The organism is uncultured Agathobaculum sp., assembly GCF_963927765.1.
Taxonomy (GTDB): Bacteria; Bacillota; Clostridia; order Oscillospirales; family Butyricicoccaceae; genus Agathobaculum.
In genome coordinates this window covers 1-14,574 of the sequence record NZ_CAWVCU010000037.1, presented here as the reverse complement: position 1 = coordinate 14,574, position 14,574 = coordinate 1, and the positions used below count along the sequence as shown (strand labels likewise).

Genomic DNA, 14,574 nt, shown 5'->3' with positions numbered 1-14,574 from the left:
CGGCCGGGACCGCCGGGGCCGCCAGGGCCACCCATTGGCCCTCTCATTCCGGGTCCTGCCATTATTCCTCGCCTCCTTTCTTCATCTGCTGGTTGTAGATTTCCTGATAGATGGTATTGTTGGCCAGCAGCTCGTCATGCGTGCCAACTGCCTGAATCGCGCCGCCATCCAAAATGACGATCTGGTCGGCATCTTGCACGGAGGAGATACGCTGCGCGATAATCAGCTTGGTCGTATCCGGGATCTCTTCCGCGAATGCTTTGCGGATGAGCGCGTCGGTCTTGGTGTCGACCGCACTGGTCGAGTCGTCCAGGATCAGCACCTTGGGCTTTTTCAGCAGCGCGCGGGCAATACACAGACGCTGCTTCTGGCCGCCGGACACGTTCGTGCCGCCCTGTTCAATATAGGTATCGTATTTGTCGGGCATCTGCTCGATGAATTCATCGGCCTGCGCCAGACGGCAGACGCGCTGGAGTTCTTCGTCCGTGGCGTGCTCATCGCCCCAGCGTAGGTTTTCCTTGATCGTGCCCGAGAACAGCACGTTCTTCTGCAATACCATGGCAACCTGTTCGCGCAGGGATTCGATATCGTAGTCGCGCACATCCACGCCGCCGACCTTGACCGAACCAGTGGTCACGTCATACAGGCGCGGGATCAGCTGCACGAGCGAGGACTTGGCCGAACCGGTGCCGCCCAGAATGCCGATGGTCTGACCGGCTTTGATATGCAGGTTGACATCTCGAAGGGCAAGTTTGTTTGCGTCGCCCTTGTAGCTGAAGTTGACGTTTTCAAAGTCTATATCGCCGCTCTTGACCTCGGTGATCGGGTTTTCTGGGTTGTGCAGGTCGGATTTTTCCTCCAGCAGCTCGACGATACGCTCTGCGCTGGCTTTGGACATGGTAATCATTACAAATACCATGGCGACCATCATCAGGCTCATCAGGATCTGCATGGCATAGGAGAACAGGCTGGTCAGCTCGCCAGTTGTCATGGTGCCGCCAACGATCAGACGCGCGCCGAACCAGGAAATCAACAGCATGCAGGTGTACATACAGAACTGCATCAACGGCATAACGCCTGCCAAGGTCTTTTGTGCCTTGGAGAACTGACGGTACAGCAGGCCGGATACGCCTTTGAACTTCTCGGTCTCATAGTCCTCGCGCACATATGCCTTGACCACGCGGATACCGCGCACGTTTTCCTGCACGACTGTGTTCATGCGGTCATAGGTTTTGAACACGCGCTCGAATACCGGCGCGACGCGCTTCATAAGAAGCCCCATACCGATTGCCAGCACAGGCAGCACACACAGGAAAATCAGCGCAAGCTGGCTGTTGATCTGGAAGGCCATGACCAGTGCGAACACCAGCATGACCGGGCAGCGCACGGCGATACGCGTGCACATCTGGAAGGAGTTCTGCACGTTGGTGACGTCGGTCGTCAAGCGGGTGACGATCGAGCCGGTGGAGAACTTATCAATGTTGGAAAAGGAAAAATCCTGCACAGCATAATACATATCATGGCGCAGGTTGCGGGCGAAGCCTGTAGACGCACGCGCCGCATAAGTGCCTGCTGCTGCGCCGAAAATCAGTGCAAGCATGGCGCAGACGATCAGAATGATGCCATATTTCCAGACTTCCCCCATATTTTGCGCATCAATGCCGCGGTCGATCAGCAGTGCCATCACCGCGGGGATGACGACCTCCATCACAACCTCCAGCACAACGAAAAACGGCGTGAGCAGCGCTTCTTTTTTGAACTCACGCACGCTTTTTAGCAGCCTCTTAATCATCCTTGTCCCTCCGAAGCTTTTCGTTGATAGTTTTCCAAATTGGCACGGATTTTTTCGCAGACACGAAACCAGACGGCAAGCTCCTCCGGATCAATGCCCTCTTCCATGAGCGCTTCGGTCTGCTCCATTGCCTGATGGATGCGCTCATACAGCGCTTTGGCGCGGTCGGTCAGCACCAGACGCTTGAGCCGCCGGTCCTGCTCCACTGGCTCGCGCCGCAGCAGACCGTGCTCCTCCATCAGATTCAGGATACCGGTTGCGGTGGAACGCCGGATGCGGAAATGTGTTTCAATATCCCGCTGAAAGCGTTCTTCCGTGGTCTGCATCAGAAACCATAGAATCATGGCTTGCATCCCGGTGATGTTCGCCATTTCTGATTTACCTGTGGTACAGACCATCTGCCGCTTGATCAGGTTATTGAGCATGCCAAGCTCCGTGCCGATTCGCTTGTCACACACTTTGTTAGCCTCCTTACTATTAGCTTACTAACACATTATAATCACTTGCAAGGCAATGTCAACCATCTTCACAGAATGTTCAAAAAAAGCCTGCCGCATGACAATACGGCAGGCAATATCCGGGTGAATTTTGTGCAGGTTTACGGCTGGTATGGAGACGCAAGAAACAAATGCTGTAAAAGCGTTTGGCCGGTGCGGGTGCGGAATATCTTGTCGCCTGCGGTTTGGCAGGCGTTTGGCGGCAGCGCGTCTTCGTAGGCATTCACCAGAAAATCTGCTTCGAGCAGGATGCGGAAATCAATATCCTCGGATGCGGCATATGTATGGTGGTGTGCAATCAGCCATAGGATGCGCTCGCACGTCGCTGGATCTGCGCCCACCTGTTCCAGCAGCGGTGCGGCAACTGCTGGGCCTTCGACCTCCTGCCACTTGCCGGCGGAAGAGGCGTGCTTGTGCTCGGCCTCATGGATACCGATGTCGTGAAGGACGGCGGCGGCTTCGAGGGTGTTCTGTGTTTGTGCATCCAGTCCTTCTCGCTGCCCGATGATGCGGCAGAACGCATACACCTTCATAAAATGCTGTACGCGGCGCGGATCGCCGGCATCATAAGCGATGGCCAGTTCTGTCAGCTTGGCGATGTCAATCATCCGATAAGCCCTCCCATTGATATTTCTGCATATCCACGCGGCCGTCCGACGTAAATTCGATTCCGTCGGCTTCCAGCATGGCGCGCTGTACGTCCGCCCCGCCGAAGGCAAAGGCGGGCGAGGTGCGTCCGTCCTTCGTGACGACGCGATAGCAGGGGATGCCGTCCGGGTCAGGGTTTGCGTGCAGCGCGTAGCCGACCACCCGCGCCCAGCGCGGATTGCCCGCCAGGAAAGCCACCTGTCCATACGTTGCCACCGTGCCGCGCGGAATGCGTCGCACCACGGCATAAATTTTTTCAAAAACCGTCATTTTGCAAGATTCTCCTTTTGCTATTTCATTATATCAGCGAAATGTCACAATTTCTATCCCCTTTCTACAAGAAAAAATGTATATTTTTAACATGCTAAAGTATTGCACTCTGCTGCGAAATACTATATAATAGTTACACACTACCGTGAGTATGTAAGCGATTCCGCACTTTTTCCTGAAAATTGGAAAGAGACTGCGGCAGAAATGTAAGGAGGACAAACAAAATGGCACTTACCAACTCTTACCTCAAGCGCGTGTATGAAACCGTACAAAAGCGCAACCCGAACGAGCCGGAATTTCAGCAGGCGGTTCTCGAGGTGCTCGAGAGCTTCGAGCCTGTCGTGGAGGCTCGTCCTGAGCTGGAGAAGAACGGTATCATCGACCGCATCGTTGAGCCGGAGCGCATGATTATGTTCCGCGTTCCGTGGGTGGACGACGAGGGCAAGGTACAGGTCAACCGTGGCTTCCGCGTACAGTTCAACTCCGCGATCGGCCCCTACAAGGGCGGCCTGCGCTTCCATCCGTCTGTTAACGCTTCGGTTATCAAGTTCCTCGGCTTCGAGCAGTGCTTCAAGAACAGCCTGACCAGCCTGCCCATGGGCGGCGGCAAGGGCGGCTCGGACTTCGACCCGAAGGGCAAGTCGGATGCAGAGGTTATGCGTTTCTGCCAGTCTTTCATCACCGAGCTTTCCAAGCACATCGGTCAGTTTACCGACGTACCGGCGGGCGATATCGGCGTTGGCGGCCGTGAGATCGGCTTTATGTATGGCCAGTACAAGCGCCTGCGCAACGAGTTCACCGGCGTGCTGACCGGTAAGGGCCTGTCCTACGGCGGCTCTCTGGCGCGTACCGAGGCGACCGGCTACGGTCTGTGCTACTATATGAAGGAAATGCTCGCATACAAGGGCACTTCGTTCGAGGGTAAGACGGTTGCAATCTCCGGTTCGGGCAACGTTGCTATCTATGCTTGCCAGAAGGCGACCGAGCTGGGCGCAAAGGTTGTGACCCTGTCCGACTCCAACGGCTTCATTTACGATCCCAACGGCATCAACCTCGATGTGGTCAAGGACATCAAGGAAGCCAAGCGCGGCCGCATCAAGGAGTATGCAGAGCGCGTTGCGGGCAGCACCTACACCGAGGGTCAGCGTCCGTGGAGCGTCAAGTGCGATATCGCGCTGCCCTGCGCAACCCAGAACGAGCTGGATGAGAACGACGCAAAGGCACTGATTGCAAACGGCTGCAAGTTCGTGGCTGAGGGTGCAAACATGCCGTCCACTCCGGAGGCAGTTGCTGCGTTCCAGGCAAACGACGTATTCTTCGGCCCCGCTAAGGCTGCTAACGCAGGCGGCGTTGCTACCTCCGGCCTCGAGATGAGCCAGAACTCGCTGCGTCTGTCCTGGACCTTTGAGGAGGTTGACCAGCGTCTGCACGACATCATGGTCAACATCTTCAAGACCTGCATCACCGCGGCTGAGAAGTACGGCCACAAGGACAATCTGGTTATGGGCGCGAACATCGGCGGCTTCGAGAAGATTGCCGACGCAATGCTGGCACAGGGCGTTTGCTAAAAACTTCATTTGCGGCGTACAGCCGCAAATGAGAAACGGCATCGCCAGCCGATGGCTGGGAATGCCTATTGCAGAACAAAGAGCTTCGGATTTTCCGAAGCTCTTTTTCTGTTTGTATCGAAAAGTCGGGCAAAGCTCGACTTTTCGATGCCGCTCACAGAGCGGCTGATAACATGTGCGCAAAGCGCGGCGGCATATTCCTGTCCTGTTCCTGCATACGCTATACCAAGTGAAAGGAGGCGGCGGAATGACAGGAAAACGTCCGGTGCGCAAGCGCGCTGGCAGCGGCAAGGGCTTGCTGCTGGTGGTGGCGCTGGTGCTTGCCGCGGGGATCGTCAAATATTCAGATACGCCTTTTGCAGTCGCCGCGCGGGAAAAAGCGGCGCAGGTGCTCGCGGGCGCGCCCGGCGTGGATCAGATGCTCGCGGTATTCGGCGGGGAGGACGCGGATGCAGTGTTTGGAGAACAGTCCGGAGAGGAAGGGGGCTATGCGGCTTCGTCCGGCGGCGCAGAGGATGTTCTTGGCCGCGAACTGAGCCTGTTTCCGGATACCGTGGATGAGACCGTGCATGCCATGTCGTTTGAGCATGTCCTGCCCACAGAGGGCACGCTGACCTCCGGGTTTGGCAGTCGGCTAAGCCCGACCACGGGCGAGCCTGCTTTCCATTACGGCTTGGATATTGCCGCCGATGAGGGGACGCCGATTGCAGCGTTTGCCGACGGCACGGTGCGTGAGGTAGGAGAATCCGACTATGGAAAGTATCTGATCGTCGATCATGCGGATGGTTTTTCCACGTTATATGCGCATTGCAGCAGCATTCTGGCAGGTGTGGGCGATCAGGTGCAGTGCGGCGGTGAGATCGCGCTTGTCGGGCAGACGGGCAACACGACCGGCCCGCACCTGCATTTGGAGCTGTGGAAGGATGGTATGGCGCTCGACCCATCGGATTATCTGGAGCTGGCGTGACGCACGGCAGGATCGAGATACGGGATGGGTTTGTTGTGCTGCTGGCCGCGCTATGGTGCGCAGACCGGACAAACGTGCTTCCGCTGGTACTGCTGGCGGCTGCCATGCACGAGGGAGGGCATCTGCTGGTGCTGTGCCTGTCCGGCGGATGGCTGCACCGCCTGACGCTGACCTGCTGCGGCGCCGTGCTGCACTGCACGCTGCCGGAAGGGCGTTTTGCACGAGCGGCGGTGTGTCTGGCGGGGCCGGCGGCAAGCTTTGCCCTGACTGCGCTGGCACAGGCATGCGGCTGGTACCGGCTCGCGGGCGCGAGTGTGCTGCTGGGTGCTTTTAATCTGCTGCCTATGCCGCCGCTCGACGGCGGGATGGCGCTGGAGCATTTGTGCGCGGGCGGTGCGGAAACCGTAAGGATGACGTTTGCTGCGCTCAGCGCTGCGGGTCTGCTGTTTTGCGGGCTTTGGCTGCTGCGCGTGGGCGGCGGCTGCTGGCTGCTGCTGATCGGTACGCTGATCGGGGCGAAAAGCGCGAAAAACCTTGCCAATAGCGTCAATATGATGTAAGATAAAGGAGATCACAGAGGCTTGCTGGAACGGAGGCATTATGTATCAAATCGGCGATCAGGTCGTTCATCCATTGCACGGCGCAGGTGTGATTGCGGACATTGTCGAGCGCACGATCGACGGTGCGCCCGCGGCGTATTATGCCCTTAGGCTTGCGCTGGACGATACACAGTTGTTCATCCCGATTGATGCGTGCGAAAAGCTGGGAGTCCGTCCGGTCTGCTCCCGTGCGCAGGCGCAGGCGTTTTTGCAGCGGCTGGACGATATCGCCGGCAGCGAGAACAAGGGCTGGAACCAGCGGTATCGGGAGAATATGCTGCACATCCGTTCGGGGGATCTGGACGAGGTGGCGCAGGTGGTCAAGAGCCTTGCTGCACGCGACAGGGAACGCGGCTTATCCACGGGGGAGAAGAAAATGTTGCTTTCGGCGCGGCAGATTCTGGAGTCCGAGCTGTGCTTTGCGTTGGATTGCAGCCCGCAAGAGATCGCACAGGTGATCGATCAGCATTTGGGAACATAATTTACAAGGCTTTGCGACGGAGCAAAGCCTTTTTTCGAAGGAGTATGCATATGCAGGAAAGAAGAAAGAAAAAATCCGCACCCGCGGCGGTGTGCGCGGTGATTGTAGCAGCGGGTTCGTCGCGCCGCATGGGGGGAGAGAACAAGCTGCTGCTGCCGCTTGCTGGTGCGCCCGTGCTGGCGCATACGCTGAATGCGTTTGAAAAATGCGCGGTCGTGCGTGACATTGTGCTGGTCTGCCGCGAACAGGATATCATGCCCTATACCGATTTGGCGCGTTCGTTCGGCATCACGAAGCTGCGCACGGTCACGCGCGGCGGGGACAGCCGCACGGCATCCGTGCTGGCTGGCATCACGGCTGCGCCTGAGGATACCGTGCTGGTTGCCGTGCATGACGGCGCACGGCCGCTGGTAAGCGAGGCAGTCATCACAGAGGCGGTGCACGCGGCGGCAGAATGCGGCGCGGCGGCACCGGTCGTGCCGGTTAAGGACAGCATCAAGCGCATTGAAAACGGCTGCATCGTGGCGGATGTGCCGCGCGACACGCTGTCGGCAGTACAAACGCCGCAGGTGTTCCGGCGGGAAGTATTGCTGCGCGCACTGACCGATGCACAGCGTCACAACCAGTCGTTTACCGATGACTGTGCGGCGGTCGAAGCGCTGGGACAGACCGTGCGCGCCACGCATGGCAGCTACGAAAACATCAAGATCACTACGCCTGAGGACATTCCGGCTGCTGAGGCGTTTTTGAACAGGGAGGACGACTGACTATGCGCATCGGACACGGATATGACGTACACCGGTTGGTAGAAGGCCGTAAATGTATCATCGGCGGGGTGGATATTCCGCACGAAACTGGGCTGGACGGGCACTCGGACGCGGACGTGCTGGTGCATGCGGTGATGGATGCACTGCTCGGTGCACTGGCGCTGGGGGATATCGGCAAGCATTTTCCGGATACCGACCCGCGCTATAAGGGCGCGGACAGCATGGCGCTGCTGCGGCATGTCGCTGACCTGATTGCAAAAGAGGGGTATCGGTTGGGCAATCTGGATGCGACCGTGCTCGCGCAGGCGCCTAAGCTCGCGCCGCACATCATGCAGATGCGTGAGAACATTGCCGGGGCGCTTGGCTGCGAAGTGTCGCGCGTGTCGGTCAAGGCGACGACCGAGGAAAAGCTCGGATTCACGGGGGCAAAGCAGGGCATTGCGGCGCATTGCGTTTGCCTGCTCGAGCGGGCGGAATAAGACGCTGCCGGACGGCAGCTATCGGCAGACCCGGAACAGTCCGGGTCTGTTTTTTTACACGCGGTACGGCGGGAGCGTGCCGGTGTAGATAACGGATGCATAAAAACCTGCGCAGCACTGAAACCGGTTGCATGATTCCTTGCACGACGGACAAATGTTTTTCGGAAGAAAGCACAAATTTTGCATTTTTGTTCAAATGATAATCGGTAGTATTCCTGAAATTGCACGGAAATGGAAAAAAACAATGCCGATTTCGTGAAACCGTAGTATAATAAAAAATAATCTGAACGCTTTACAGAAATAAATTCTGCGGGGCGGGGGAGATTATATCGTAAAGGAGAAGATTACCATGAAGAAAAGTCTCAGCATGATGCTGGCCGGCTTGATGCTGGTTGGTACGCTGGCTGGCTGCGGCGGCGGCAGCGACAGCGGCGAACAGAGCGATGCTAATGCATTTAAGATCGGCGGCACCTCTCCGCTGACCGGTGACGCAGCGATTTACGGCAACGCGGTAAAGCGCGGTGCGGAGATCGCAGCGGAGGAGATCAACGCTAAGGGCGGCGTCCAGATCGAGCTGAAATTCGAGGATGACGAGAACAACACCGAGAAGGCTGTCAACGCATACAACACCCTGAAGGACTGGGGCATGCAGCTGTCTCTGGGTTCGGTTACCTCCAAGCCCTGCGAGGCGATCTCGACCGACCTCAACGCGGATCGTATCTTTGCGCTGACCCCGTCTGCTTCCTCTGTGGCGACCACCGAGGGCAAGGACAACGTATTCCAGATGTGCTTTGCTGACCCGAACCAGGGTACCGCTTCCGCGGAATATATCGCAGATCAGAAGCTCGGCACGAAGATCGCGATCATCTGGAAGAATGACGACGTTTATTCCACCGGTATTCACGACAAGTTCGTTGCAGAGGCTAAGACAAAGGGTCTGGAAGTTGTTTCCGACACCACCTTCACCGATGCTTCCGCAACCGATTTCTCGGTGCAGCTGAACGATGCCAAGAGCAAGGGCGCGGATCTGGTATTCCTGCCGATTTACTACACCCCGGCATCCCTCATTCTGACGCAGGCGAATGCAATGGGCTATGCGCCCAAGTTCTTCGGCGTGGACGGCATGGACGGTATCCTGACCGTGGAGAACTTTGACCTTGCATTGGCGGAAGGCGTTATGCTGCTGACCCCGTTCAACGCGGACGCGACCGATGAAAAGACCGTTGCTTTCGTAGAGAAGTACAAGGAGCTGTACGGCGAAGTACCGAACCAGTTCGCAGCAGACGCATATGACTGCGTTTACGCATATGCACAGGCACTTGAGGCTGCCGGCGCTACGCCCGACATGTCTGCGGAAGAACTGTGCGACGTGATGATCGAGCAGTTCACCTCTATGACCTTCAACGGCCTGACCGGCGAGAACATGACTTGGGATTCCACCGGTGCGGTTTCCAAGAGCCCGAAGGGCATGGTTATTGAAAACGGCGCATACGTCGGCATGTAAAACAGGTCTGAGGGAAACACCGTTTCACTCGGAAACACAACTGGTGCGCGCGGCGCACACAAGACGCAAGTGAGAAGCAAGGGAGGGCGCCGCATTTCGCGACGGCCCTCCTTTGTCTATTTTTCCCGTTTACCGGTATTATGGGGTGGGGCGACGGCTTGACCGAAGCAGCCAAGCCACCGCCCCATCCCACAAACGGATAAGAGAAATGAAAAAGATTTGAGGTGTATGAAACCATGAGCTTTCTCAACCATCTGATCAACGGCATCAGTCTGGGAAGCATTTACGCAATCATCGCACTGGGATACACGATGGTTTACGGCATTGCTAAAATGCTGAACTTTGCGCATGGCGATGTTATCATGGTCGGCGGCTATATGTGCTTCTGTGCCACGACTTATCTGGGCTGGCCGCCGATTGCAGGCGTACTGCTGGCGGTTGTGGTCTGCACGGCGCTGGGTGTGGTCATCGAGCGCTTGGCCTATAAGCCGCTGCGCATGGCGCCGTCGCTGGCGGTGCTGATTACAGCCATCGGCGTTTCCTACTTTTTGCAGAATGCGGCGCTGCTCATCTGGGGTTCGAGCACGAAGAGCTTTACCTCGGTGGTCGGCGGTGACCCGATCCAGCTGTTTGGCGGACAGCTGACCATTACGCGCGTGACGATCGTCACGATTGTGGCATGTGTTGTCATCATGATCGCGCTGACGCTGTTCACCGGCAAAACCAAGATGGGCACAGCGATGCGTGCGGTGTCCGAGGATAAGGGTGCGGCGCAGCTGATGGGTATTAACGTCAACACGACGATCTCGCTGACCTTTGCCATCGGTTCCGGCCTTGCCGCAATCGCGGGCGTGCTGCTCTGCTCGGCTTATCCGACCCTGCTGCCGACGACCGGCTCGATGCCTGGTATCAAGGCATTCACCGCAGCGGTATTTGGCGGCATCGGCTCGATTCCGGGCGCACTGCTGGGCGGTATCCTGTTGGGCGTGATTGAGATTTTCGCCAAGGCATATATCTCGACGCAGCTTTCGGATGCGATCGTGTTCGCGGTGCTGATTATCGTGCTGCTGGTCAAGCCGGACGGCCTGCTCGGTAAGCGCGTCAGTGAAAAGGTATAAGGGGGCGGAAAACATGAACAAACTGAAAAAGTATGCCGCCTCCCGCAGCGGACGCGATACGCTGCTGTCTTTCGGCATTGTCATTATCGCATTTATTGTGGTGCAGGCACTGGTGCTTACGGGCAGCCTTTCCAGCTCGATGAAGGGCCTGTTGGTGCCGATCTGTGCGTATATCATCATGGCGGTATCGCTCAACCTGACGGTCGGTATTCTGGGCGAGCTGTCGCTTGGTCATGCCGGCTTTATGTCGGTCGGCGCGTTTTCCGGTATCGTTGTGACCACCAGCCTCGCGGATGCGGTTCCGTCCGGCGTCGTGCGTCTGATCCTTGCCATTATTGTCGGCGCGATCTGTGCCGCGATTGCGGGCGTGATTGTCGGTGTTCCGGTGCTGCGTCTCAAGGGTGACTATCTGGCGATCGTGACGCTGGCGTTTGGTGAGATCATCAAGAATATCATCAATGTGCTGTATGTCGGCAAGGACGCCTCCGGCCTGCATTTCAGCATCTTGGAGCAGAAGTTTGAGTTGTCCGAGGGCGGCGAAATGATCATCAACGGGCCGATGGGCGTGTCGGGTGTTGACAAGCTGTCCAGCTTTACTTCGGGCTTTGTGCTCATCCTGATTACGCTGTTTATTATCCTCAACCTGATCAACAGCCGTTCGGGCCGCGCGATCATGGCGGTGCGTGATAACAAGATCGCAGCCGATTCCATTGGTATTTCCACCACCCACTATAAGCTGATGGCGTTTGTCATCTCCGCGGCATTTGCGGGCATGGCGGGCGCACTGTATGCAATGAACTACTCGACCATCACGGCGGCAAAGTTTGACTTTAACACCTCCATTCTGATTCTGGTATTCGTTGTACTGGGCGGTCTGGGCAACATCTGGGGCTCGATCATTGCTGCAACTCTGCTGACGCTGCTGCCTGAGCTGCTGCGCGCGGTGAACACCTACCGTATGCTCATTTACGCGATCCTGCTGATTGCGATGATGCTGTTCAACAACTCCTCGCTCAAGGCGCGCTTGCTTGAAAAGCGCAGTATGAAGCAGATGGAAAAAATGCAGAAAAATGAAAAGGAGGGCGCGTAACCATGGCGATGCTGGAAGTTACCTCGCTGGGCATTTCCTTCGGCGGCCTGCGCGCCGTTGATGAACTGAGCATGAAAATCGAAGAGGGCGGTCTGGTCGGCTTGATCGGGCCGAACGGCGCGGGCAAAACAACCGTGTTCAACATGCTGACCGGTGTGTACCGTCCGACTGACGGCGGTGTCCGTCTGGACGGTCAGAACCTGATCGGCAAAAAGCCGCACGACATTTGCAAAATGGGTGTGGCGCGTACGTTCCAGAACATCCGCTTGTTCTCCAACCTGTCTGTGCTGGATAATGTCAAGACCGGTTTGCATAATGAGATCACCTATACGCTCGCGGAAAGTTTGCTGCACCTTGGCTCCTATCGTAAGAAGGAGCGCGCGATGGATGGGCGTGCGATGGAACTGCTGGAAGTGTTTGGTCTGGAAAGTGTTGTGGATTATAAGGCGGCCAATCTGCCTTACGGCAAGCAGCGCAAGCTGGAGATCGCGCGCGCACTGGCGACTGATCCTAAGCTGTTGCTGCTCGATGAGCCGGCGGCAGGCATGAACCCGAACGAGACCGAAGAACTGATGGAGACGATTGAGCTGGTGCGCAAAAAGTTCGGCGTGACCGTGCTGCTGATTGAGCACGATATGAAGCTGGTTTCGGGTATCTGCGAATATCTGTATGTGCTCAATTTCGGCCGCTTGCTGGCAGAGGGCACGCCGAGCGAAGTGCTGAGCAATCCGGAGGTCGTTACGGCCTACCTCGGCGAATAAGAAAGGAGGAAACCAACCAATGGCAATGCTGGAAGTCAAGGGTATTAACGTATATTACGGCCTGATTCACGCGCTGCGCGACGTTTCCTTCGAGGTAAACGAGGGAGAGGTCGTTGCGCTGATCGGCGCGAACGGCGCAGGTAAGACCACAACGCTGCACACGATCACCGGACTGCTGCCGTCCAAGGGCGGCACGGTGACCTTTGAGGGCAAGGATATCACAAAAAAGCCCGGACATGAGATTGTTCGTCTGGGTATGAGTCATGTGCCGGAAGGCCGCCGCGTATTTTCCGGGCTGACCGTGCGCGAAAACCTGAAGATGGGTGCCTATACCCGTCCGAAAAGTGAGGTCGAGTCCTCTTTGGCAGAGGTTTACAAGCGTTTTCCACGCTTGGAAGAGCGCAAAAACCAGCCCGCGGGCACGCTGTCCGGCGGTGAGCAGCAGATGCTGGCGATGGGCCGTGCGCTGATGGCAAAGCCGCGCATTTTACTGCTGGATGAGCCGTCGATGGGTCTGTCTCCACTGTTTGTCGGCGAGGTATTCAAGATCATTCAGGAGGTTTCGGCAGCGGGCACGACCGTGCTGCTGGTCGAGCAGAACGCAAAGAAGGCGCTTTCCATTTCCGACCGTGCCTATGTACTGGAGACTGGTAAGATCGTCAAAACGGGCAAAGCGTCCGACCTGCTGAACGATGATGCAATCAAAAAGGCATATCTGGGTGAATAAGGGGGAAAACATATGAAGCCGTATATTATCACCATCGCCCGTCAATATGGCTCGGGCGGAAAGACGGTTGGCAAAATGCTGTCCGACCGGCTGCATATCCCGTTTTACAACCGCGAGATCATCACGATGGCCTCCGAGGACAGCGGCATCAATGCCGTACTGTTCACGGACGAGCGCCTCAAGCCCGATCTGATTACCCGACTGAAGAGCCGTTACAAAGGCAACCTGCCGCTGCCGAACGATTCGTCCAAGGTATACCTGCGGGATGACGCGCTGTTTGACTATCAGGCAAAGATCATTCGCCAGCTGGCCGATCAGGGACCGTGCGTGTTGATTGGACGCTGTGCGGACTATGTGCTCAAAGGCCGTCCGGATGTGGTGCGCGTGTTTGTGCATGCAGATGCGGACTTCTGTCTGGAGCAGGCGATGAAAGTAGATTCTCTGCCAAAGGACGAGGTCGTTCGCAAGATTGCGGAGATCGACGAATACCGTGCAAAGTACTATAAGCATCACACCGGCCATGATTGGTATGATGCGCGCAACTATGACCTGTCGCTCAACAGCGGTGTGCTGGGCTTTGACGGCGTGGTTGAGGAAATCATACAGTATATGGAAGTGCGGTCACAATTCCAGAAGTAAAAGCGATACGCCCTGCGCCAGTGGTGCAGGGCGTATTTTCAAGGAGAAAAATTTGATAGAAAAAAGAAAGAAAAATTGAAAAAGCCCTTGACGAACCGTGGTTTGTCGAGTATAATATTTCTTGTCCTTTGTGGGAACAATTCAATATCTGGAGAGTTGGCTGAGTGGTCGAAGGCGCACGATTGGAAATCGTGTAGGCGTGATGAGCGTCTCCAGGGTTCAAATCCCTGACTCTCCGCCAGATTACCGCACTTTATCGAAAGATAAAGTGCGGTTTTTGCTATTATCGCAAAGAAAACGAAATTATGTTGAGGTTATTGCTTTCTTTGACGACGATTCTGACGACAATCACGCATTTTTGGAAATCACAGTGGTTTGAATCAACTTCTCCATGCGCTCTGCGCTGTCGCGGCGCATAGCCTGTGTCAGATGACCGTAGGTATTCAGTGTAAATGCCGCAGAATGATGCCCAAGGTTCTCCTTTACGGTCAGAACATCGTCACCGTTTTGCAGGGAGAGGGTGGCGAACGTATGTCGGAGCGTATGGAAATAACAATCATTCATGCCAATGCTGGCAAGTATCTTTTTGAGATGCTTATATACGGTCCTGCGGTTCAGAGGTCGCCCGAGGTCATTCGTGAAAACCAGATTGAATTCGTTTTCCCAT

General features: G+C 56.3%; 17 protein-coding genes and 1 tRNA gene. 13 read left to right on the top strand and 5 right to left on the bottom strand.

The features are described 5' to 3' along the window. Positions 1 to 61 precede the first annotated feature (61 nt). The 4 genes from ABGT74_RS02855 to ABGT74_RS02840 all read right to left on the bottom strand — a co-directional run bounded on the left by ABGT74_RS02855 (position 62) and on the right by ABGT74_RS02840 (position 3,207). The gene (locus ABGT74_RS02855) at positions 62 to 1,792 is read right to left on the bottom strand and encodes an ABC transporter ATP-binding protein (protein WP_346704385.1); all 1,731 of its coding nucleotides are present in this window, start codon (positions 1,790 to 1,792) and stop codon (positions 62 to 64) included. Further along, the gene (locus ABGT74_RS02850; RefSeq protein WP_346704384.1) at positions 1,789 to 2,250 is read right to left on the bottom strand and encodes a MarR family transcriptional regulator; all 462 of its coding nucleotides are present in this window, start codon (positions 2,248 to 2,250) and stop codon (positions 1,789 to 1,791) included. The genes ABGT74_RS02855 and ABGT74_RS02850 overlap by 4 nt, the downstream gene beginning before the upstream one ends. 140 nt (positions 2,251 to 2,390) lie before the next feature. After that, positions 2,391 to 2,897, bottom strand: coding sequence for an HD domain-containing protein (locus tag ABGT74_RS02845; RefSeq protein WP_346704383.1), 507 nt, complete (start codon positions 2,895 to 2,897; stop codon positions 2,391 to 2,393). Then, the gene (locus ABGT74_RS02840) at positions 2,890 to 3,207 is read right to left on the bottom strand and encodes an MGMT family protein (protein WP_297284271.1); all 318 of its coding nucleotides are present in this window, start codon (positions 3,205 to 3,207) and stop codon (positions 2,890 to 2,892) included. The genes ABGT74_RS02845 and ABGT74_RS02840 overlap by 8 nt, the downstream gene beginning before the upstream one ends. Positions 3,208 to 3,431: 224 nt before the next feature. On the opposite strand from ABGT74_RS02840, the gene gdhA reads away from it, so the two are divergent. The 13 genes from gdhA (at position 3,432) to ABGT74_RS02775 (ending at position 14,148) form a co-directional block, all read left to right on the top strand. Then, the gene (gdhA, locus tag ABGT74_RS02835; RefSeq protein WP_346704382.1) at positions 3,432 to 4,775 is read left to right on the top strand and encodes an NADP-specific glutamate dehydrogenase; all 1,344 of its coding nucleotides are present in this window, start codon (positions 3,432 to 3,434) and stop codon (positions 4,773 to 4,775) included. Positions 4,776 to 5,022: 247 nt separating this feature from the next. Next, positions 5,023 to 5,742 (top strand): M23 family metallopeptidase, encoded by a 720-nt coding sequence (locus tag ABGT74_RS02830; RefSeq protein WP_346704381.1) that lies wholly within the window; start codon positions 5,023 to 5,025, stop codon positions 5,740 to 5,742. Continuing rightward, positions 5,739 to 6,302: a hypothetical protein gene (locus tag ABGT74_RS02825; RefSeq protein ID WP_346704380.1), complete on the top strand. Its 564-nt coding sequence runs from the start codon at positions 5,739 to 5,741 to the stop codon at positions 6,300 to 6,302. The genes ABGT74_RS02830 and ABGT74_RS02825 overlap by 4 nt, the downstream gene beginning before the upstream one ends. 40 nt (positions 6,303 to 6,342) lie before the next feature. Next, positions 6,343 to 6,822, top strand: coding sequence for a CarD family transcriptional regulator (locus ABGT74_RS02820; protein ID WP_297284484.1), 480 nt, complete (start codon positions 6,343 to 6,345; stop codon positions 6,820 to 6,822). Positions 6,823 to 6,872: 50 nt separating this feature from the next. Continuing rightward, entirely contained in the window at positions 6,873 to 7,589 is a 717-nt protein-coding gene (ispD, locus tag ABGT74_RS02815; protein WP_346704379.1) for a 2-C-methyl-D-erythritol 4-phosphate cytidylyltransferase, read from the top strand. Between the two features lie 2 nt (positions 7,590 to 7,591). Further along, positions 7,592 to 8,068, top strand: coding sequence for a 2-C-methyl-D-erythritol 2,4-cyclodiphosphate synthase (gene ispF, locus ABGT74_RS02810; protein WP_346704378.1), 477 nt, complete (start codon positions 7,592 to 7,594; stop codon positions 8,066 to 8,068). Positions 8,069 to 8,417: 349 nt separating this feature from the next. After that, positions 8,418 to 9,572 carry an ABC transporter substrate-binding protein gene (locus ABGT74_RS02805; protein WP_346704377.1) on the top strand — a complete coding sequence of 385 codons (1,155 nt, stop codon included), beginning with the start codon at positions 8,418 to 8,420 and terminating at the stop codon, positions 9,570 to 9,572. Between the two features lie 236 nt (positions 9,573 to 9,808). Next, positions 9,809 to 10,690 carry a branched-chain amino acid ABC transporter permease gene (locus ABGT74_RS02800; RefSeq protein ID WP_297284452.1) on the top strand — a complete coding sequence of 294 codons (882 nt, stop codon included), beginning with the start codon at positions 9,809 to 9,811 and terminating at the stop codon, positions 10,688 to 10,690. A gap of 13 nt (positions 10,691 to 10,703) precedes the next feature. Then, positions 10,704 to 11,780 (top strand): branched-chain amino acid ABC transporter permease, encoded by a 1,077-nt coding sequence (locus tag ABGT74_RS02795; protein ID WP_346704376.1) that lies wholly within the window; start codon positions 10,704 to 10,706, stop codon positions 11,778 to 11,780. Between the two features lie 2 nt (positions 11,781 to 11,782). After that, positions 11,783 to 12,541 (top strand): ABC transporter ATP-binding protein, encoded by a 759-nt coding sequence (locus ABGT74_RS02790; RefSeq protein ID WP_346704375.1) that lies wholly within the window; start codon positions 11,783 to 11,785, stop codon positions 12,539 to 12,541. A 19-nt stretch (positions 12,542 to 12,560) separates the two neighbouring features. Continuing rightward, entirely contained in the window at positions 12,561 to 13,268 is a 708-nt protein-coding gene (locus tag ABGT74_RS02785) for an ABC transporter ATP-binding protein (RefSeq protein WP_297284455.1), read from the top strand. A 12-nt stretch (positions 13,269 to 13,280) separates the two neighbouring features. Then, a complete protein-coding gene (locus ABGT74_RS02780; protein WP_346704374.1) occupies positions 13,281 to 13,907 on the top strand; it encodes a cytidylate kinase-like family protein in 627 nt (208 codons plus the stop codon). A 150-nt stretch (positions 13,908 to 14,057) separates the two neighbouring features. Further along, positions 14,058 to 14,148 (top strand) — tRNA-Ser (locus ABGT74_RS02775). Between the two features lie 107 nt (positions 14,149 to 14,255). Here ABGT74_RS02775 and ABGT74_RS02770 read toward each other — a convergent pair. After that, a partial coding sequence (locus ABGT74_RS02770; protein WP_346704373.1) for a tyrosine-type recombinase/integrase occupies positions 14,256 to 14,574 on the bottom strand: 319 nt, incomplete at its 5' end.